19 protein-coding genes are annotated in these 20,078 nt (G+C 38.6%); 2 read left to right on the plus strand and 17 right to left on the minus strand.

Going from position 1 to position 20,078, the window contains the following annotated elements; all coding sequences use genetic code 11:
- Positions 1-103 precede the first annotated feature (103 nt).
- The 3 genes from IGJ52_RS11785 to IGJ52_RS11795 form a co-directional block, all read right to left on the minus strand.
- Complete coding sequence (locus tag IGJ52_RS11785) at positions 104-1,417, minus strand: NCS2 family permease (protein WP_002355107.1); 1,314 nt, start codon at positions 1,415-1,417, stop codon at positions 104-106.
- A gap of 181 nt (positions 1,418-1,598) precedes the next feature.
- Complete coding sequence (locus IGJ52_RS11790; protein WP_010816787.1) at positions 1,599-2,336, minus strand: SDR family oxidoreductase; 738 nt, start codon at positions 2,334-2,336, stop codon at positions 1,599-1,601.
- Positions 2,336-2,917 (minus strand): DapH/DapD/GlmU-related protein, encoded by a 582-nt coding sequence (locus IGJ52_RS11795; protein WP_002355105.1) that lies wholly within the window; start codon positions 2,915-2,917, stop codon positions 2,336-2,338. Before IGJ52_RS11795 ends, IGJ52_RS11790 begins: the two co-directional genes overlap by 1 nt.
- Before the next feature lie 107 nt (positions 2,918-3,024).
- Between IGJ52_RS11795 and IGJ52_RS11800 the strand changes: the two genes are divergently transcribed.
- Positions 3,025-3,909: a LysR family transcriptional regulator gene (locus IGJ52_RS11800; protein ID WP_002365269.1), complete on the plus strand. Its 885-nt coding sequence runs from the start codon at positions 3,025-3,027 to the stop codon at positions 3,907-3,909.
- Positions 3,910-3,928: 19 nt separating this feature from the next.
- On the opposite strand, the gene rbsU is transcribed toward IGJ52_RS11800, so the two are convergent.
- The 4 genes from rbsU to rbsR form a co-directional block, all read right to left on the minus strand.
- Positions 3,929-4,816: a ribose/proton symporter RbsU gene (gene rbsU, locus IGJ52_RS11805; RefSeq protein ID WP_002359154.1), complete on the minus strand. Its 888-nt coding sequence runs from the start codon at positions 4,814-4,816 to the stop codon at positions 3,929-3,931.
- Positions 4,817-4,836: 20 nt separating this feature from the next.
- Positions 4,837-5,232 carry a D-ribose pyranase gene (gene rbsD, locus IGJ52_RS11810; RefSeq protein ID WP_002355102.1) on the minus strand — a complete coding sequence of 132 codons (396 nt, stop codon included), beginning with the start codon at positions 5,230-5,232 and terminating at the stop codon, positions 4,837-4,839.
- 15 nt (positions 5,233-5,247) lie between these two features.
- Positions 5,248-6,165 (minus strand): ribokinase, encoded by a 918-nt coding sequence (gene rbsK, locus IGJ52_RS11815; RefSeq protein WP_002381157.1) that lies wholly within the window; start codon positions 6,163-6,165, stop codon positions 5,248-5,250.
- 91 nt (positions 6,166-6,256) lie between these two features.
- Positions 6,257-7,252 carry a ribose utilization transcriptional repressor RbsR gene (gene rbsR / locus IGJ52_RS11820; RefSeq protein ID WP_002370032.1) on the minus strand — a complete coding sequence of 332 codons (996 nt, stop codon included), beginning with the start codon at positions 7,250-7,252 and terminating at the stop codon, positions 6,257-6,259.
- Positions 7,253-7,463: 211 nt separating this feature from the next.
- Here rbsR and IGJ52_RS11825 point away from each other — a divergent pair, with 211 nt between their 5' ends.
- Positions 7,464-8,438 carry an alpha/beta hydrolase gene (locus tag IGJ52_RS11825; protein ID WP_033601105.1) on the plus strand — a complete coding sequence of 325 codons (975 nt, stop codon included), beginning with the start codon at positions 7,464-7,466 and terminating at the stop codon, positions 8,436-8,438.
- Positions 8,439-8,502: 64 nt separating this feature from the next.
- Here IGJ52_RS11825 and IGJ52_RS11830 read toward each other — a convergent pair whose 3' ends face one another.
- From IGJ52_RS11830 to IGJ52_RS11875, 10 genes are all read right to left on the minus strand, one after another.
- Positions 8,503-9,870 (minus strand): PTS ascorbate transporter subunit IIC, encoded by a 1,368-nt coding sequence (locus tag IGJ52_RS11830; RefSeq protein WP_002355097.1) that lies wholly within the window; start codon positions 9,868-9,870, stop codon positions 8,503-8,505.
- A 14-nt stretch (positions 9,871-9,884) separates the two neighbouring features.
- On the minus strand, positions 9,885-10,184 hold the full coding sequence (locus IGJ52_RS11835) for a PTS sugar transporter subunit IIB (RefSeq protein ID WP_002355095.1): 300 nt from the start codon (positions 10,182-10,184) through the stop codon (positions 9,885-9,887).
- 1 nt (position 10,185) lies between these two features.
- Positions 10,186-12,195, minus strand: coding sequence for a BglG family transcription antiterminator (locus tag IGJ52_RS11840; protein WP_438792127.1), 2,010 nt, complete (start codon positions 12,193-12,195; stop codon positions 10,186-10,188).
- A gap of 165 nt (positions 12,196-12,360) precedes the next feature.
- Positions 12,361-12,585 (minus strand): hypothetical protein, encoded by a 225-nt coding sequence (locus tag IGJ52_RS11845; protein ID WP_002415869.1) that lies wholly within the window; start codon positions 12,583-12,585, stop codon positions 12,361-12,363.
- A 46-nt stretch (positions 12,586-12,631) separates the two neighbouring features.
- Positions 12,632-13,033 (minus strand): LPXTG cell wall anchor domain-containing protein, encoded by a 402-nt coding sequence (locus IGJ52_RS11850; protein WP_002419330.1) that lies wholly within the window; start codon positions 13,031-13,033, stop codon positions 12,632-12,634.
- The gene (locus tag IGJ52_RS11855) at positions 13,014-14,147 is read right to left on the minus strand and encodes a DUF916 and DUF3324 domain-containing protein (protein WP_002419331.1); all 1,134 of its coding nucleotides are present in this window, start codon (positions 14,145-14,147) and stop codon (positions 13,014-13,016) included. The genes IGJ52_RS11850 and IGJ52_RS11855 overlap by 20 nt, the downstream gene beginning before the upstream one ends.
- Positions 14,148-14,234: 87 nt before the next feature.
- Positions 14,235-14,927 (minus strand): WxL domain-containing protein, encoded by a 693-nt coding sequence (locus tag IGJ52_RS11860; protein WP_002415866.1) that lies wholly within the window; start codon positions 14,925-14,927, stop codon positions 14,235-14,237.
- A 426-nt stretch (positions 14,928-15,353) separates the two neighbouring features.
- A complete protein-coding gene (locus IGJ52_RS11865; RefSeq protein ID WP_016614488.1) occupies positions 15,354-16,325 on the minus strand; it encodes a dimethylarginine dimethylaminohydrolase family protein in 972 nt (323 codons plus the stop codon).
- Between the two features lie 111 nt (positions 16,326-16,436).
- A complete protein-coding gene (locus IGJ52_RS11870; protein ID WP_002381148.1) occupies positions 16,437-17,882 on the minus strand; it encodes an alkaline phosphatase in 1,446 nt (481 codons plus the stop codon).
- A gap of 87 nt (positions 17,883-17,969) precedes the next feature.
- Entirely contained in the window at positions 17,970-19,883 is a 1,914-nt protein-coding gene (locus tag IGJ52_RS11875; RefSeq protein ID WP_033601102.1) for an endonuclease MutS2, read from the minus strand.
- Positions 19,884-20,078: the final 195 nt, after the last annotated feature.

A 20,078-nucleotide genomic window follows, 5' to 3' on the forward strand; every position in this document is an offset into this window, starting at 1 on the left:
ACATCAAATAAGGGGCGTTTTTCTAGTGCTTAGTCGAAAAAAAATAGTTGATTCATAAGTTCATTGTCTTATGAATCAACTATTTGATAACTTTCTCTCTTACTTATTGCGCATTCAGGATCCACATGAATCCGACAAAAACAAAGAACAAGCCATACATAATTGGTGAAACTTCTTTCCCACGTTTTGCCGCAATCATTGTAATTGGATAGAAGATAAAGCCTAAGGCAATCCCATCTGAAATGCTATATGTCAATGGCATTCCTAACAAGATTAAGAAGGAAGGGATTGCAATTTCCATCTCGTTCCATTTAATTTTGCTTAAGGATTGTGCCATCAAAACGCCAACAATAATCAACGCTGGTGCTGTAACTTGCGAAGTGACAACTGCTAACAAAGGAGAAAATAGCAAGCTGAAAATAAATAAAATCCCGGTTGTAATAGCTGTGATTCCTGAACGACCACCCACAGCAATCCCCGCAGATGATTCGACATATGCGCCAACTGGCGATGTCCCTAGTAGAGAACCAGCTAACATCGCTGTTGAATCAGCGGCTAAAGCTTTCCCCACACGCGGCATTTTATTGTCCTTCATAAAACCTGCTTGATTGGCTAAGCCCACCAACGTACCAGCCGTATCAAAGAATGTTACTAATAGGAACGTTAAAACCACGACCCACATTTGAATCGTATTGATATCTTTCACATGTCCTAACGCCACTAAAAATGTTGGTTCTAAACTTGGCGCGCTTGAAATAATCTTATCAGGCATTGGAATAACCCCTGTCGCTAAACCAACAATCGTTGAAATTGCCATCCCAATAAAAATACCACCAGGCACTCGACGAACTAACAAAATTGCAGTTACGACTAAGCCGACAATGGTGACCCACGTTGAGCCAACGTTCAAAGGTCCTAAGCCAACGAGTGTCGCATCATTAGCCACAATTAAGCCACCTTGGCTTAAACCAAGAAAAGCAATAAACAACCCGATCCCACCTGAAATGGCAAATTTCAAGTCTGCAGGAATTGCATCAATAATTAGCTCGCGTAATTTAAAAATTGTAATTAAAATAAATATCAATGAAGCCACAAAAACGCCTGCTAATGTCGTTTGCCAAGGAATCCCCATACCAACAGAGACTGAATAAGCAAAGAATGCATTAATTCCTAAAGCTGGTGCTGTCGCAATCGGATATTTCGCCAACACACCCATTAAAATACAACCTAAGGCACTCGCTAAAGCGGTGGCAGTAAAAACAGCGCCTTCGTCCATGCCAGAAGCACCAAGTACGGTTGGATTAACGAACAAAATATACGCCATTGAGATAAATGTGGTGAAACCAGCTAACATTTCTCGTTTCATATTCGTATTCAATTGTTCAAGTTCAAAATATGAACTTATTTTTTCTTTCATGTTCCGTCCTCCTAAAATCTAAATATTTTACAATGTTCGTAAAATATTCAATTTATTAATGAAACAACGTGTTTAATCATATAATAAACCAACAAATAAGTAAATATCAAATTCTAAATTCTGTAAAAAACGAACAATCACGATTAAAAAAAAGTATTCCTTTCTAGGAATACTTTTTAAATTAAATCGTTTGTGTTGTCGGGCGAACAACCATTTCACTGATTGACATACGATCTGGCGTGTTTATGGCAAAGACCACCGCTTGCGCAATGTCTTCCGCCTTTAAGCCCCAACTTAACTGTTCTAGATGTAACGTTTCAGCTACTACTCGATTAGAAATTGTTTGATAAAGTTCTGTTTGTACAGCACCTGGTGAAATAATCGTTGATTTAATGTTATTCTCTCTTTGTTCTTGTCGCAATCCTTCCATAATTGCTCGAACAGCAAACTTTGTTCCACAGTAGACAGCCGAATCTGGATAAACGACATGTCCTGCCACAGAATCAGTAGCAATAATCTGCCCTGATTTTTGTTCAACCATAATTGGAAGAACTGCCGCAATGCCATTTAAAACACCCATAATATTAATATCTAGCATTTGACGCCATTCTCCTTTTGGTGCTTCAATAAGAGGCGCCGTTGGCATAACTCCTGCATTGTTAAAAAGAACATCAATTCGTCCATATTTTTCCATTGTAAGCTTGATTACACGCTGAACTTCCTCTTCTTTCGTTACATCTGCTTGTTGCACGAGAATCGTTGCTTCAGGAAGTTCTTTTTTTATAGCAATTAAACGTTCTTGTCGACGTGCTGCAATGACTAACTTCGCTCCTTTTCTGGCAAGTAAACGGGCTGTTGCCTCACCGATGCCACTGGAAGCGCCCATGATAATAATAACTTTTTCTGATAATGATTTCATTATATTTCCTCCTTATCTTCCTGAATCCAACGAATAATTTTAGCTGGTGTTCCTGCAACAATAGCGTTAGCTGGCACATCTTTAGTTACAGTCGCATTAGCTGCTACGATAGCATTTTCACCAATCGTAATACCTGGTAAAACAGTGACACCCGCGCCTAACCACGCAAATTTTTTAATGGTAATTGGTGCTAGCAATACACCTCGCCGTTTCATTGGCAGTTCCGGATGATTGACACTTAAGAGATTAACGCGCGGCCCAATTAAAACATTGTCTTCAATTATAATGCCCCCTAAATCAACAAACATAGCTGCCCGATTAATAAAAATATTTTTACCAAAATGTATATTGCGTCCAAAATCTGTATAAAAAGGCAATAAAATCGTAACGGTTTCGTCAATTTTGTCTTGGATAATCGTGGCAAGAAGATTCCTTACTTCATTATGTGTGTAGGCTTGTTGATTTAATTCTATTAAATAGCGACTATTTTCCTCTTGAATCTGATGAATAAGTTGAAATAGTGGTTCATCTTTATCAATGCTACCTGTTGCAATTAGTTCTTGGAGATTTTTTGTAAGCATTCCTAATCGCCTCCTTTTGCTAAATTTATCGTAATACGTGACAACTCCTCTGTCTAATACTTATAATAAATAGATAAGTATGCGTTTTAGTTATAGGAGGGAAAGTAATGGAATTACGAGTGATTCACTATTTCTTAGCAGTGGTCCAAGAAAAAACGATTAGTGGCGCAGCCAAACAATTGCATGTATCACAACCAACATTATCTAAGCAATTAAAAGAATTAGAGGAAGAATTAGGCGTGACATTATTTATACGAGGAAATCGACAAATACAACTAACACCTGAAGGAGAATATTTAGCTAAACAAGGGCAAGATATTTTAAGCTTAGCGAATAAAACAGTCACCAACTTGTCGCAAAATGAATTCATTAATGGCGAAATCACGATTGGTGGCGGCGAAACAAAAGCTATGTCTTTTTTAGCGAATGCACTACAACAAATAACAAGCCAGCACTCAGCTGATATTCACCTTCATTTATACAGTGGGAATGCAGATGATGTAATAGAACGGCTAGACAAAGGATTATTAGATTTTGGTTTAATTATTGAGCCTGCACCTAAACAAAAATATAGCTATTTAACATTACCAATTGTAGATACATGGGGCTTAATTACTGTAAAGGACCATCCCTTAGCCACTAAAAATGTTATTACTGCAGCCGATTTAAAAGAAGAACCTTTATTTATTTCTCGACAAGCACAAGTTCCGAGCCAACTCTCTGATTGGCTCGAAGCAAGTCTAGATCAGTTCCGAATCGTTGGGACCTACAACTTACTTTACAACGCTTCACTGATGGTAGAAGCTGGGCTAGGTAGCGCCCTAAGCATTGATGGTATTCTAGAAACAAAGCAAACAAATTTACGTTTTATCCCGCTATATCCTGCTTTAACAGCCAAAATTAGTTTAATTTGGCGCAAAAATACGGTTCTTTCCACAGCTGCTGCATTATTTTTAGAACAAATAAAAAAAAGTATTCAACGCCCTGAATAATAGGTCGTTGAATACTTTTTTAAATCATCACTGTGATCGTAGCTGCTGCCAAAATCAAAACTAAGCCGATAATCGTTACGGTCATTTCCTTGGCTGTTTTCTTTTGACCTAAGAACCAAATACCTGTCAACGTTGCAAGCACAACTGATGTTTGGGATAGAATAAAGCCCGTTGCCAAGCCGTTCATATCTGGCTGCGCTGAAATTAAATAAGTTAACGCTGCAAAGGCGAAGAAAAAGCCTGAAAAAATTTGTTTGTAAGAAACAGCTTCTATAAATGGAGATGTTTCCCCACCCTTAATAGTGACAACTGCTGAATAAATAACTGCGACAATTACCATGCCTATTGCTTGTGGTAAAAAGGCATGCATGCCATCAATTGCCGTCGCTTGGGGTGCTGCAGAGTACGCCCAATAGCCGATTTCACCAACGGCTAATAGAAGAACTGCTTTTTTCATAATCCCAGCACTCTCAGCGGACTCCGTTTCCGACCAGACCGTCATTTTGGCACCAATCATGATTAACACTAAGGCAAATGCGCCTAACAATTTGGCTGTCGCACCTGGCCAGTTTCCTAAGAAAAAGACACCCCAGAGAGAAGCACCTAAAAGTTGGAACGCGGTCGTTACTGGCATAGCACGTGATGACCCAATCATCGTGAAGCATTTAAACGTAATGATTTGCGCACAGGCCCAACCGACACCAGATAAAATTGAAAAGAATAAATCCATGCCCGTTGGAAAAGCTAAACCATTAATCATTGAAAAAATAGCGGCAAAAATTAATGTTCCTAAACTGGTACCAAGAATTTGATTCACTGGACGACCACCAATTTTGGAAGCGATTGTTGGGAAAAGCCCCCAACCTAGAAGCGGTCCTAAACCGATTAATAATGCAGTCGCATTCATCTCTATTTCTCCTCTCTCGTTTAAAAGACAACGTTACTTTCTAATAAAATATTTGCGTAAGGGGTCATTTCCCCTGTCCGAATAAATGCATGGCAGTTGTTTAATTCTTGTTTCATTTCTGTATGAGGAATAAAACTGATGGGAGTTTCTGGTAAACGAGTTTTAATTGCTGTCAACATATCAGGATTTTCTGTTTTAATTTCTTCTGCTAAATAAATTCGTTGAACTGCCAATTCCTCAAGAACATTGTTTAAAACTTCCATAAAACTAGGGACACCATTAGTAACAGCTAAATCAATTTTTTCTGTAGTCCGAGGCACAGGCATGCCTGCATCACCAATACTTAATTTATCAAAATGACCCATTTGTGCGATGACGCGGGAAATATCTGAATTAATAACTTTTGTTTTTTTCATGTCGCTCGCTCCTTTTTATTTGTCTGCCAATTCGTGTTGATAAGGAATCGAAGGTTGGGCTCCAAAACGTTGAACAGTCAACGAGGACGCCTTGTTTCCATAACGAATAGCTTCTTCCAAATTGCTAAAGTCTTTCTCTAATATACTACTTAATGCGCCAATAAAAGTATCGCCAGCAGCCGTTGTATCAACCGCTTTCACTTTAAAAGCAGGCACAATACCACTTCGTCCATTAACGTCATAAAAGGCGCCTTTACTACCTACTGTAATAATTACTGCTTCAATCCCTAATTGATGAAGTGCTTCTGCGGCTTTACGCATACTAGCTTCATCTGTGATTTTAATGCCTGTTAAAATTTCGGTTTCTGTTTCATTTGGTACAATCATATCTGTCACGTTTAGTAATTCTTCAGGAACTTGTTCTAACGCAGGTGCGGGATTTAAAATCGTTTTGACGCCTGCTTTTTTAGCAATTTTAAACGCTGCAATCGTACTATCAATCGCACTTTCAAATTGGGCAATCACAAAATCACTTTTTTCAATAATTTCTTGATGTTCCTGTACTTGTTTTGGCGTAAAGGCGTTATTGGCTCCTGCGTAAATCATAATGCTATTTTCACCAGCGTTATCTACCATAATAAAGGCTTGGCCAGTAGCTGTTTTCTCTAAAGTGGTGACCCCAGTTAAATTAATTTCATCTTGACTCATTAAATCAGTCATCATAGCTCCAGCGCCATCATTTCCCACAGCACCAATAAAATATGTTTCTGCGCCTGAACGTTTCGCTGCGACTGCTTGGTTTGCTCCTTTACCACCACCCGCTGTAAAATGTTCAATGGCGTGAATTGTTTCGCCTGGTTTTGGCATTTCTTTGACTCTTAATGTTGTGTCTAAATTGATACTTCCGATAATTGTAACCGCGTTCATTTTCATCCACCTCAATAAAATTTATTTTTTCATTCTAATTAAAACGTTTTAGTAAAACGTTTTAATTCCACAACAAAAATATAGCACACCTTGAAAGCTATTTCAAGGGTGCTGTCGAAAATCGTTCAATCAGTTGGACAGGCAAGGTTTGCTCCTCCCAATCTTTTGCAGGCTGATGGATTCTTTCCAATAATAAAGTCGCCGTAGTTTGCCCCAATTGAAAAACAGGTTGAGCAATTGTTGTTAGCGGCGGCGAAACATACTCGCACATATCAACATTGTCATAACCAATAATACTATAATCCTCAGGAATTTTTTTGCCCGCTTCTGCTAATCCTCGATATAAACCAAAAGCAATTTCATCATTGATAGCAAAAATTCCGGTGCTCTCTGTTTTTAAAATTTCGGGGACAGCTTGGTAGCCGCCGGTTTTTGATAATTCTGTTTCGATCAACTGGACCTTTTCCGTATAAACAGAACAAAAACCTTTTAAACGTTGCTGAATATTGACTGGCGCATGTGGTGGCATTACCACGACGACCTGTTTATGTCGTTGCTCTTGTAAATGCTTTGCTGCTAGTTGCCCACCTCTATAATCGTCTGTCAAAACAGCATCGCTAAAGCCTTCTGCTTTTTTTTGGTCAAGTACAATAAACGGAATCTTTTTCGCACGTAGCGTTTCATTAATCGTTTGATTGGAAATTTCAGAACTTGCAATCACAAAGCCATCGACACTACGACGAATCAACTCTGTTAAATATTCATGTTCTCTTGTAACATCTTGGTCCGCATTGCATAACATCAGTATAAAATTTTCTTTGTATAAAACACTTTCAATTCCTCGAATCAATTGCGCGAAAAATGGGTTGGTAATATCAGGTACGATTACGCCAATCGTCTTACTTTTTTTCATCACCATACGTTGCGCAAAATAGTCGGGCTGATAGTTTAATCGCTCTTTTGCAGCCAATACTTTTTCGACCGTTTTCCCACTAAACCGTGCCCCATTCCCGTTTAAAATTTGTGAAACGGTAGTAATGGAGACACCTGAGTCATTGGCAACATCTTTAATTGTAACCTTTTTATTTGTCATCCTACTTCTCTCCTTGCCGTGAACGCGCCCATTCACCGGACCTCTTAATCTCATTTAATTTACTACAATCATTTACTTTACGCAACCACAAATAAATACGTACATTCGTTTAAACCGTCCTTTCATCCCTTCAACAAATTTCGTTGTTCTACTTTTAAAATGTTATACTGTAGAAAAAATGATTTACTTTTTGCTGAATGGAGGGCCTTAATTGAAAAAGAAATCGATTGGTTTGTTGTTAGCTAGCGCATATTTATTTCACGCACGTTCTCGTCAAAAATCCTTAAAAGCCTGTCTTTTTGAAGATTCTTTACGTCTTTCCCAAATTGCTCGACTTGAACGAAATCCGAAAGTCACCAAGGCTTTTTATCATTGGCAACGATCATTAAATGAACAAGTGACTTTGCCAAAACATTTACGTCATCTTTTTCCTCTTCAAGAAATGACTCAATTTCCTACGATGTATCGCATGTCAAACTCCGTTATTGCACCTACCAAGAAAGCTGTACTGTACCTGCATGGTGGGGGCTTTACATTGAATCTCGCCTATAGCCAATTAGACTTTAGTTATAAACTAATTGAAGATCTCTCTTTTGCAACAGATTATTTTATCCCTGTATATCCATTAGCACCAAATAAGTCTTTTGCTGATATTTATGATCATTGCTATGCTGCTTATCAAGAAATTTTACAGCATTATGATCCCGAAGACGTTATTTTATTAGGTGATTCTGCTGGTGGCACATTGGTTTTAAACGTATTGCAGAATTTAGCCATCGATTTCCCTGAACGCTTACCCAAAGCTGCTGTTTTAATTTCTCCTTGGTTAGATGGACATTTAGACATTCCTGTTGCCAAAAGTTATCAAAAAAAGGACAAAATGATTGGCATGAACTATTTACAATTAATTGCCCAAGAGATTGATGACACGGCTAATCACTCCACGCTTTCTTTAAATTGCTTGTCCTTTGATTATCAAAAATTTCCGCCACTTTTTTTCGTGGGCGGCACACATGAAGTTTTTTGTCCTTCCTATCACCAATTTTTAAAACAATTAGGGCCACGACCACAAGATACTTGCCGATTGGTGCCTGGCATGCAACACGTTTTCGCAATGAAACAATACTTGCCCGAAGGACGACAAGTGCGGAAACAAATTGCACAGTTTATCCAAGAACAATGGTAAAAGGCAAATGGGACAGAAGTCAAAACGACTTCTGTCCCACTTGCCTTTTTTTAGAACAAAACACTTAGTTTTCTTCGGCGACTTTTTTCTCCCGCATAGTCAAAACAGCGCTAGCCAAAAGAACAACCACTACAAAAGCAATGATTCCTCCTACTAAAAGACTCGGACCTGCCTCACCTAATTTACCTAAAAATAGGCCTGGGATTAAATAATCTGTATCCGCAAACGTTGAGGATGCTAACTGTAGATCACCCAAGACTGGTAAAATAAATAACGGTAACCAACTAATTAATAAGCCATTAAACGCAGCCCCTAAAATCGCTCCCCGACGTCCCCCTGTGGAATTTCCAAAAACGCCTGCCGCGGCACCACAGAAAAAGTGCCCAACAACGCCTGGTATAATCACGGTGGTATTCAGACCAACCATCGCTAACATTGAAATAGTTCCCACAATAAAGCTCACAAAGAACCCAATCAAGACAGCATTTGGCGCATAAGGAAAGATAATTGGAACATCAAGTGCTGGTTTAGAATTAGGCACTAATTTTTTAGCAATTCCTTGGAAAGCTGGTACAATTTCTCCTAAAACCATCCGCACACCTTGTAAAACCACTACGAAACCAGCCGTAAAGGTTCCTGCTTGAATTAATGAAAAGATAATCGCATTTTCGCCATTGCTTAACTCATGCTCGACATAGCCTGTCCCAGCCAGCAAAGCCAAAATCACATAGACAATCGACATCAAAATCATAATTGAGATGGTTGAGTCTCTTAAAAAACCAAAACTTTTAGGAATTTTAATATCTTCCGTTGACTTTTCTTTATTCCCAAAGACTTTTCCAATAAAGCCACTTGCAGCATAACCAATATTCCCTGTATGCCCCATTGCTACTTTATCATTTCCAGTAATTTGTTTCATAAAGGGCTGACAAAGAGCAGGTGTCACTGTTAATAAAGTTCCTTCAAATAAACCACCTAAAAGAATCATTGGCAAACTAACGCTAAAACCGGCCCCAACTAAAATAACGGCTGTCAAACACGAAACGTACATCATCGCTTGACCTGTCAAAAAGATATATTTAAAACGTGTAAAACGCGCCAACAGAATATTAACAACCATGCCCACCAACATAATCAGAGCAGTTGGTGTCCCATATTGTTGCAAGGCAATCGCTACAACCGCTTCATTACTAGGCACCACGCCTTGTGTATTTAATGCGGTTTGGAACATCTCCGCAAAGGGCGTTAATGAGTTCGCCAATAGCCCTGCGCCACCAATTAAAACTAAGAAGCCGACGAATGTTTTCAACGTTCCTTGAACAACATCAGAAAATTTCTTTTTCTGTAAAACTAATCCCAACAAAGCAATTAATGAAACCAGAATCGCTGGCTGACTAACAATTGAAACAAATAAATTCAATAAAGTTTCCATGTTTTTCCTCCTTCTTATTGATGTGCAATGCCATTGTCATCTAAAACTTTCAAGACTTTCTCCTTCGTTTCATCGTAATCAATAATCGCATTTAAAGGAATGATTTTTTCATCAGGAATTGACCCTAAAGCATCTTGCAATGTTTTTTCGACAAAGAAGTAATCAGCCATATCACCACTGGCACTCCCGACATCTGTGTGATCAATTTGAAAATTATCTGTATCAACACCGACTTCCTCTAAAATTTGTTGGATATTCATTTGCACCATAAAACTTGTTCCTAAACCACTTTGACAAACTGTAAAAATCTTCATCTTATTTCTCTCCTTCTTGGATAATTGATAATATTTCTGGGACGGTTTCAGCCGCCACTAAGCGATGTAATGATTCTTTTTTTGATAGAATTTTTGTCAGACTAGATAAGGCCCGTAAATGTGTTTCGTTATCTGAAGCAGCTAAACAAATAAAAAGGTGAATTTCATGCTTAGGATCTTCCAATAAATCGACACTTTTTTGGATTTTTAGTAATGACATGCCTAACTGATTAACGCCATCTTCTGGTCGCGCATGAGGCAATGCTACGTCTGGACAGATATGGATAAATGGCCCAAACGATTCGACTTTTTGAATCATTGCATCAATGTACTTTTCCGTAATACTGCCATTTTTTAATAACGGCTTGGCAGCTTCTGTAATTCCCGCTCGCCAGTCTGCAACTTCAGGCAGGACTTGGACTGTTTCTGTTGTTAATAATTCCGATAACATTGGACGCAGATCCTCCTCTTTTTCTAAAATTTTGTTCATTTTACGATGCAAGACACGATATAACTGCGCTTCTGTGACTCCTTTTTTTAAGGAAATGTAAGGTTTTAACGCATCTAAAATATCTTTAACATCTGGCATGGAAATACCTGGCAATAGACAATCTGATTGAACTTGGTGCATCAATTGATTTTTCTCCAAAGAGCTCATAATGGGCTTGGTAAGATAAACCTTTTTGGCTGTTTCAATAGGGACCGTTGAGAAAATGATGTCATAGCTTTTTTCAGACACATTCTCTATTTCCCTCACCGCATTTGTTTCTTTAAATTCAATCATTGGAAATAGCCGACGCAATTCCGATTGCAAAATCAACGAAGAACTGATACCACTGGGACAAACAATTAGCGCTTTTAGCTTTTCTTGCCGCTGTTCATTTTTTTGGCCGAAAATTTCTCCACCAAATAATATGGTAAAAAAACCAATTTCCTCTGACGGGATTGAACGTTTCGTTAATTTTTCTAAAGGAGCTAACGCTTGTTCACAAAGATGATAAAGCGACCGATACGATTGTCGAATATCCTTGATTAAAACATTCGGTAAGTAAAAGCCATAGTTAATCCGAAAATAAGCAGGAACCAGATGATAATACACATTCATGAGCAATTCACGAGGCTGTTCAAATTGAACGACGGCCAATAATTCCATTTTCCGAATAATTTCACCAGAAATATCTAATAAAAACTCTAACTTCGTATCTCGCAATTCTCCTTGCAAGGCTGTCATTAAACAAATCGTTAAAAAAAGACTCTCAGTTTCTACATTCGCCACTGGCCCAACTAAATCACTTAAAATACGACGACTGACGGGATAAGCGCGTAAGGACTGAATTAACTGGTTCTCAGGCCAGACGACTGTTTTATATTTGCCTAATCTTTTTTGAGAGAAAGCAAGAAAGTAACTAATTTCATCCAATCTGCTGGGTACCAGTTGAAGCTGTGCTTCCTGGACGGCTAATTGAATGCCGTCACGCATTTTTGCGTATTGGCTCATTTGATGCTGGCTGAGCCAGCAAAATAAAGCGAAGGTGCCCGACTTTTGTTGTAAGAGGCGGGCAAGCCAATTTTTCCCGAAACGACGAATCCGAAATTCATCTCCTTCTAGGTAAAACCCTCGTTTTCGTTCGTAGGATAAAGCAATGTTTTCAGTCGCTAGTTGGTGTCGTACTTTTTTGATGTCCGCTAAAATAGTACCTTTCGAAACATCTAAAAAATTTTGGTAATGATACACCGATAGTTCTTCGATTTCTGAATAAGTGAGTAAAAAAATGAGTGCTTGTCTTTCTGTTTCGCTATAAATCACTTGACGTTGTTGAAAAAGTTGTTTTCCCCATTCATTTGCGGAAAGGTTTGGAATGCTGACGGTATTCTTTTGAACTTCTCCGCCTATTGTCGAAAGTTGTGTCACTAATTCTCGTTGCGAAAGATCGGTTATTTGTTGAGCCAAAGAGAGCGCAATTTTTTGCCCTGCATACTCGTCAAGGAGATAACTTATTTTATAATTCACAGCTGTGTCCTCCTCCTGTAATCATCATATAATGATAGCGCTTTATTTTCTATCTAAGTTGGGTACAAATGTCTACTGTACTTTTTTGATAAATTGTACCGTTCTTTATTTTAAAGTTAACAAAAACCCGTTGCAAGTTTCTCAAAAACTTACAACGGGTTGTCTTTATGTTAATTGTGTTTGTAATGCGATATTCAGCAAGATAGCTATTGCTACCCAGCCACCACACATCACCAGAAGCAGCCAACTAAACATTGATTGTTTTACTAAAGACTGCTTAGGCTTTGCTTGATGAACAAAATTCATGCTACTTACTAAGAACAGTAAAAATAAAGCAAAACAAAGGACGGCCAAGCCAGCACAAATCCAAATCCACATCGTAATCTCCATCTATATTCCTCCTTCTACAATTGACTCTGTTTATAAAAACAGCACATTATTTTTCCTTTTTCCTTTTTTTATTCAAATAATAGAAACTTATTAGTGCTACAAGTAAACAGGCAATACCAAGGCTGTAAAGCCATGTGCTATTTCGTTCACCTGTCCTTGGTAAGGACGTCTGTGCAATAGTCGGATTCGTCTTAGCAGTGTTTTTTCTGATCACTTTGTCTTGTTGTTGTGACGTTTTTTTATCTTTATTAGTGACTGGTTGTTCTGTTGACTTAGTATCACCTTCCGTTTTTAGGGGTGCCTTCCCTCTATAAAGCGTCACACCGATATTCGTTTGTCCCGCTTCTTCTGCAAAGCTCTCAGAAGAAGCGGTCAGACTCGCGTTGGCGATGATTAAAAGCATTCCTAATGTCACCAGAAGTGACCCTTTACTTTTCGCTGTCATCATCGCGCACTCCTTGTCTATTTTTCAAGGCTGCCTGTTTTTCTTGTTGTAAATAGGCTTGTTGTTTTAGTATTGCTTTCTGTTGTGTAAAACGCCAAATAGCTAGAATTAGACTCACAATTGTTGCAGCTAACAATCCATAAAAAGCTTGATTCCACCAAGTCGGTAGGACCAATTTCACTACTGCTTCTTTGTTTAATTTCTTGGCTTCTTGACTACTGATGGTAAATTCTTGCTTAAACGGCCACACTTGTTGTTCATCTTCTTTCAAGACCGCTTTTCCTTCAAAAATATAGGTTCCTGGACGAAGATCTTCTTTCCCGAAATCTAAATGGAAGTTCATCGTCGAATTCGGTGCGAAACGAACACTTGGTAAAATCCGTTTGGCATATTCTTTCGTTTCGCCTTTTTTCGTTACTTTTCCTTCTAAACGTACTTCAGGAAAAATAGCGGATGTCGGATTCTGAATAACCGCTTGGACCGATTTATTTCCTAAAGCAATGGTCGGAACTAATTTAACTAATTGAAGAGTCTCTGCTAGATACATTGGTGTATCTTCTGACGTTCGTAAAGCAATCGCTACGTTAAACCCATATCGACTGGTTAACCCCGTTGATTTTCCTTTTTCTTCCTTTTCATCTTCTGCAAGCGAAGCATAGACACCACCTAAGACTAATCCCTGAAAACCATTTTCTGGAATTTCGACAGTCATTTTGGCTGCTACGGTTTTCTTAGCGGGAACTTTCACGTGTTCCTCAGGCAATTTGATCAATGTTGTCAAGGGTACTTTCAAACTTGCATCTGGTTTTTTCTCGAAATCATTGTACACAATTAAACCATTGTCATTCGTCGTAGCATTTGCCAAATTTAAATCAATCGTTAATTCTTCATTTGTTTTATTAATTAATGACAGTTCTACTTCTTGTTTCTGTCCTGGTTTCACAATGAGATCGTAGTAGGATTGCGTATTTTTCGCTTGATTCTCTGGGATATTGGGTTTAACTGTAAATTTTGTATTCATGTTGTCATCCGCTTCTTCTGCTTGTACAGCAGAAGGGATGCTTAATGCCATCACACAAATAAAAACTGTGACGATTAGCCAGCGCATTGTCTTCATTATTTGTTCCTCCTATGTATCGAAAAGGAGCCGTGCACCACTGCGCAGCTCCTTTTCTAGTAATGCAGTATTCTCGTTAGTAACTGTTTATGGCGCAGCCACTAATGTCCAAGTTACGTTACCTGTATACGCACCATTTGTAATTTGTGAACTAGGTGTTGTAATGTTTAATTTTACATTTGATAATTCAGAATCCCATGTACCTTGACCTTTACCAACTGCTGCTGTAGCAATTGATACAGCTGCTCCACCTACTGGAATAGTTGTTCCAGCAAATTCAGGGCTTCCTGGGTCTGCTGCAAAGGCAGCCACATCACGTGAGTATGTTTTTGCTGTTTCATTGTATTTAGCTACAGCCCCTGTTTGTGTAAAGGTAATTGAACCTTCTAAAGTAGCAGTACCATTTTTCATTTCAGCAACGCCTGCAGTAACCGACCAACCAGCTTGTGTTCCACGAACATCCCCAACGGCATAACGTTTTGTTTGGGTTCCTTTTGCATCTAATGAAATCGCTGATAAATCAGAACTAACTTCTGTCGCAGCAAATTTGAATTCTGTTGGAACATATAACAAATCAAAGTTAGTATTCGGATTTGCAGGATCTGGATCTTGTGTATCTCCGTCACCATCTCCAGTCCCATCAGGTGGTAATGAACCACTCGTCATTTCTACGTTTGCTGGTGTTGTACCAGTCGTTGTTGCATGTGCTGCTGCAGGAGCGATGCTTGCTCCTAAAATAGCTGTTCCTGCAAATAAAGTTACCAATGTTTTTTTCTTCATTTTACTCTCTCCTTTATTATCTTGGTTGATTAATGAATAAAAAAGTTAAAAACTTTTCTATCTCGGTAGAACGTAAATTAAGTATAGCGAAAAAAAGCCTGCTTGTGATTTCAAATTTTAAACACCTCATGCAAAAAAAATGAATTTACTATAACAGCAAGGTTCCAACGACTTTTCGCGTCTTTGAAAACGTAATTTTCAAAAAAGATATTGTTTTTTTCCATATATAAAGTGGTGATTTTATAAAAAAACAGCGAAAAAACGTCAAAACATTAGTAACAAACACTAACATTTTGACGTTTTCTCGCATTTATTAAATCAAAATTCCCTCGATATTTTTAAAAAAATTAGTGAAAACTAAAATTATATCGTTTTCATAGACAAAACGTACATTTTTTCTTACGAAAATTGATAATCACTCGCTGACTATTCTCTAATCAAAGCTTGCGTTGTACAACGGAAAGAACCACCTAACATTCTAGAAACATGGTAATCAATTGCCTCAACTTTGATACCTTTTTCCTCTATTTGAGGAATTAAGGTTGTAAACGATTGGTCCGTTATATACGTTTCTTCATTAAGTGGTAGACCATTTGTCACTAAATACGCTGCTTCTTGCAAAGTAACGTGAATTTTTTCCCAGTTTGCTAATTGCGCAGGAAGACCATCCAAAAAGGCTTCTTCACAAACAATCATCAAGCCATCTCTCAACAAGCTTAACGCACAATCTAAGTGGAGAATATGTGGATGTAACCGAACTGGCACCACCTCATAACCAAAATGACCAATCATATTGGTCAACCACTGAATCCCCGCTAGGTTACTTGCCAAACCGGAGTAGCCCACAAAAATTGTTTTTCCTAAAACTAAAACATCGCCGCCTTCAATAAAGGGACCTGCTTCACTTAAAGCCCCTTCAGAAATGTCAGGTTGTGGCGCAGCAAAATAATAGCCTTCTGCTTCTTGTGTCCACTGCTGAATAATCGGACGAATTGGTAAAATTTCTTGTCGACGGTGTTGGAATCTTAAGTTTCCTTCTATTAAGAGATTGCCAATTGTAAAAAAAGGGTCTCGTGAAAAGAAGTTACTATATCCTACACCCAATTCCTTGCCATGTTCTTTTTCATAGGTTGTCAATAAACGCGGACGAAATACTTCTACGCCATAAGATTCTAATACTCCTTGCATGACTTCTTTTTCTTTTTCCCAACGAACTTGTTGTTCTGGTGCAAAGTCTGCTAAATCACGCCCTTCATTATTCTGTGTTAAACGGGCATTTTCCTCTGTTAAAAAAGTCGTATCCGCTTCATCAAATTTATCTGGTAAACAAAATTGCGATTGTGCTAAAACAACTGAACGCAACGGTGCAAATTCACTTTCAACATGCATTTTTTTCATTATTTGACCTCACTTTTATCTGGTTACCTTCATTATAACAGAGATAAAATTTTTATGCCTTTAATGAAGAAAAAGCAGAACGTATAGAAGTTCTGCTTTTTCTTTATTTTGTTATTTGCCAATACCTTTGTCTTTAATCTCAGCTTTTTGCCCGGTGCCATCTACTAAGCCAAAAATAATCTTTGCTTGGTCTGTATTATCAATTTGTCCTGAAAAAGCTTCTGCTTGTGGGCCATAAGCATAGACATTTACATCTTCTCCCGTGTGTCCGCCAGTAGTCCAACCAGTATTCGAACGTTCATCAAAAATCTTTCTTAATGCCTGAGCGATTTTTTCAACATCTTTTGACTCCGCCGCTGTTTTCACTGCTTTCAATTCAGCCTCACTTAATTGAAAATCAATATACTCAGTCACTGTTTTTTCCACATTACCATTTTTAATAATTTCTTCTGCCATGAAATCAGGCGTGCGTTTTGCCGCATGTAAAGGCTCCGTCAACCAATTGTATTGATCGCCTTTACCTAAAGACAAACCACCAGTAGAATGATCTGCAGTTGTAACCACCAATGTTTCACCATCTTTTTTGGCAAAATCGATGGCCTTTTCAAACGCCGCTTCGAAGTCTTGCATTTCGCTCATCGCGCCAACAATATCATTGCTATGCCCGGCCCAATCAATTTGGCTACCTTCAACCATTAAAAAGAAGCCTTTTTCATTTTTATCTAACCGTTGAAGAGCCGCTTCTGTCATATCAGCTAATGAAGGAACTTCTTCCGTTCGGTCAATCATTTTAGGTAGCCCGCCTGGTGCAAACAAGCCTAAAATTTTGTCGTCTTGGTTCTCATTTAACGACTTTTTATCTGTGACATGACCATAACCCGCTTGGGAAAATTCTTTGACTAAATCACGATCTTTCCGCGCAAATAATTCGGAGCCGCCGCCAAGTAACACATCGACTTTGTGTTGTCCGTCGATTTGATCATCAAAATAGTCATCGGCGATTTCTGCCATATTTTTGCGTGAAACATTATGTGCGCCATATGCAGCAGGGGTTGCATGTGTTATTTCAGATGTTGCTACAAGCCCCGTTGATTTCCCCACTTTTTTCGCACGTTCCAGCACTGTTTCTGTTTTGGACTTGTCATTATCGAGTGCTATAGCATTATTATAGGTTTTTACTCCGGCAGCCATCGCTGTCGCTGCGGATGCTGAATCGGTGACATTCTCTTCTTCATCTTCTGGATAAGTGGCTTGCTGTCCGACCAAATAGGTATCAAAAGCTGTTTGGGGAACACGCTTGTCTGAGTGATTGGCTTTGAAATAGCGATAGCCCGTTGTATACGGATTCCCCATACCATCTCCAATCATAAAAATAACATTTTTTACTGGTGCTTTTTCGGATTCAGTTGCCTTCGCTTCAGCAACCTCTGTTTGTTTTTCGCCGCTTTTCTGTTCAGATAAATTTGTACAACCCGCTAATGTTGTGAATGTTAATAAGGTAACCCCTAGCAAAGCTCTTTTCTTCATTTCCTTGTTTCCTCCTTCATATCTACCCATACATTGACTATAACAAGTCTTAGTTGATTTCTGATAAATAACAAGTAAACAAAGTGTTAAGTTGTTGTGTTGCTTCTGTTAAGTTCCTTATTTGTCGCGTCTTGCTGCTCTTTTTTCGGCCTCTTTGCGTAATTGTTTCTGCGCTTTTTTTGAGCCGCGTTCAATATCTTTGAGTTTCTTTCGTTCATGGAAATCTGTAAATAAACTTTCTAAATCATAGTCTTGCGGATATAGATCTTGTGCTTTCGCTTGTAATTTCAACCGTCTTCGTGGTACATTTTCAATTTTATCATTCACAAATACTTGGATTTCTTGTTCACCCTCATCTGTAAAAACCAACCCAATTTGTTGTGTTTCTGTCAATAGGACACGATCACCTTTTTGATAACGGTGTGTTTCTTCTACAAACGTGGCAAAGGTCGTTTCTTTTGCTTTCAGGGGTTTAAATAAAATTCGATTAGTAGGGTATTCTTTCCGCTGAATATAATGAGCCGCCTTTTCAATGAGCTGTGGCTCCATCTTCATTTTACGTGCAATCCAAAGCGCCTGACTATCGCCAACTTCACCAATTTTCAATTGATATTTGGGCGTTAATGTTTCACGATCGAAGGCCATTGCGGCGGGCACAAAATCATCATGTTCTTGGGCAAAACGTTTAATTTCACCATAATGGGTCGTCGCAACTACCAAGGCACCCTTTTGATACATCGTTTCCATGATCGCAATCGCTAAGCCAGCTCCTTCGTTTGGCTCGGTGCCACTGCCAATTTCATCTAATAAAACAAGTGTGTGTCGCTTAACGTTACGCAACATTTCCGCAATATTTTTCATGTGCCCAGAAAAAGTGCTTAACGCATTTTCCAGATTTTGCTGATCACCAATATCGACAAAAATTTCATCTAATACTGGAATCTCTGTGCCCGCTTGTGCTGGAATTTGCAACCCAAATTGTGTCATGACAGTCAATAAGCCCACCGTTTTTAAGACAACCGTTTTACCACCAGCATTAGCGCCTGTAATGACAAGTCCTCGATACTCTGCTCCTAAAGAAAACGTCAATGGTACTGCGTGTTCTAATAAAAGTGGATGTTTTCCTTGAACAATGCGCAAGCGTTCTTCTTTGTTTACTTTTGGCGTGATCCCACCAATTTCGCGACTATACTTTCCTCGTGCAAAAATAATATCTAAGGTGGTCATTGTATCGACGGCTTGATCGACAAGTCGTTCTTGCTCATTAATTAACCCAGTTAGTTCCGCCAAAATTTGATATTCTTCCGCTGTTTCTTCCGCTTTTAAGAGTGTCAATTGTTCATTTAATTTACTAATTGCTACAGGTTCAATAAAGACCGTTTGTCCTTTATTGGATTGCTCAATGATTGTGCCTGAAACCTTATTTTTATAGCTAGCTTTGATTGGTACCGTGTAATGTTCCCCTTTTTTCACCATCATATTTTCTTGAATATACAGTTGATTATTTTTATTACGTAAAAATTTGGTGACTTTTGTTTCAATGTCTTGTTGGCATTCATTGATTTGACGCCGAATTTTCCGAAGTTGACGGGAAGCATCGGTGGCGACTTTTTGGTTATGGATTTTCGTATAAATTTGTTCTTCGATTGCTCTGAAGTCAGCTAAGTGCTGACTGTAACTAAATAGGCGTGGTGTTTGGTATTGATTTTTTTCAAAAAACTTCTGGATTCGCTGACTACTTCTTAAAAAGTCAGCCACCTCAATCAATTCGTTTGGTGTAAGGATTAAGCCTTTTTTCACTTGTTGAAGCAAGCGGGTAATTTGACTCAAGCCCATGAAAGGGACGTGTTGTCCGCTATCAATAATTAAGCGGGCCTCAGTTGTTTCCGTTAAGCGGGACTGCACTGTTTCTAAACGTGTTGCAGGGACCATTTTCGCCAACCGTTCTTTACTATACTCGCCAATCGCACGTGTTTGAACTTCTTTAAGAATTGTTGTAAATTGTAATTTTTGAATGGTTTCATGATTCATTTGTTTTTTTCTTCCTTTCTATCGCGAAAAGAATACCTGGCGCCTTTAAATAAAAACCAGTTTCTACAGAAAAAGAGGACAGCGTTCTACCGCTGTCCTCTTTTTCGTTGGATAAAGGTTACTAAAGAAACCTCTTTTAAATGAGGTATTTAGTAATTGAGATGACTGACAGGTATCACTTTCTAAGCACACCAA

Origin of the sequence: Enterococcus sp. DIV1758 (assembly GCF_051711985.1) — a bacterium.
GTDB lineage: Bacteria > Bacillota > Bacilli > Lactobacillales > Enterococcaceae > Enterococcus > Enterococcus faecalis.

Excerpts from the sequence above, each read along its gene's own strand:
- IGJ52_RS11790 (WP_010816787.1), bottom strand. The coding sequence starts at position 2,336 with ATGAAATCATTATCAGAAAAAGTTATTATTATCATGGGCGCTTCCAGT.
- IGJ52_RS11870 (WP_002381148.1), bottom strand. The coding sequence starts at position 17,882 with ATGGGTAGATATGAAGGAGGAAACAAGGAAATGAAGAAAAGAGCTTTG.
- IGJ52_RS11865 (WP_016614488.1), bottom strand. The coding sequence starts at position 16,325 with ATGAAAAAAATGCATGTTGAAAGTGAATTTGCACCGTTGCGTTCAGTT.
- IGJ52_RS11795 (WP_002355105.1), bottom strand. The coding sequence starts at position 2,917 with ATGCTTACAAAAAATCTCCAAGAACTAATTGCAACAGGTAGCATTGAT.
- IGJ52_RS11835 (WP_002355095.1), bottom strand. The coding sequence starts at position 10,184 with ATGAAGATTTTTACAGTTTGTCAAAGTGGTTTAGGAACAAGTTTTATG.
- IGJ52_RS11845 (WP_002415869.1), bottom strand. The coding sequence starts at position 12,585 with ATGGAGATTACGATGTGGATTTGGATTTGTGCTGGCTTGGCCGTCCTT.
- rbsU (WP_002359154.1), bottom strand. The coding sequence starts at position 4,816 with ATGAATGCGACTGCATTATTAATCGGTTTAGGACCGCTTCTAGGTTGG.
- rbsR (WP_002370032.1), bottom strand. The coding sequence starts at position 7,252 with ATGACAAATAAAAAGGTTACAATTAAAGATGTTGCCAATGACTCAGGT.
- IGJ52_RS11850 (WP_002419330.1), bottom strand. The coding sequence starts at position 13,033 with ATGATGACAGCGAAAAGTAAAGGGTCACTTCTGGTGACATTAGGAATG.
- IGJ52_RS11785 (WP_002355107.1), bottom strand. The coding sequence starts at position 1,417 with ATGAAAGAAAAAATAAGTTCATATTTTGAACTTGAACAATTGAATACG.
- IGJ52_RS11800 (WP_002365269.1), top strand. The coding sequence starts at position 3,025 with ATGGAATTACGAGTGATTCACTATTTCTTAGCAGTGGTCCAAGAAAAA.
- rbsD (WP_002355102.1), bottom strand. The coding sequence starts at position 5,232 with ATGAAAAAAACAAAAGTTATTAATTCAGATATTTCCCGCGTCATCGCA.
- rbsK (WP_002381157.1), bottom strand. The coding sequence starts at position 6,165 with ATGAAAATGAACGCGGTTACAATTATCGGAAGTATCAATTTAGACACA.
- IGJ52_RS11855 (WP_002419331.1), bottom strand. The coding sequence starts at position 14,147 with ATGAAGACAATGCGCTGGCTAATCGTCACAGTTTTTATTTGTGTGATG.
- IGJ52_RS11875 (WP_033601102.1), bottom strand. The coding sequence starts at position 19,883 with ATGAATCATGAAACCATTCAAAAATTACAATTTACAACAATTCTTAAA.
- IGJ52_RS11830 (WP_002355097.1), bottom strand. The coding sequence starts at position 9,870 with ATGGAAACTTTATTGAATTTATTTGTTTCAATTGTTAGTCAGCCAGCG.
- IGJ52_RS11860 (WP_002415866.1), bottom strand. The coding sequence starts at position 14,927 with ATGAAGAAAAAAACATTGGTAACTTTATTTGCAGGAACAGCTATTTTA.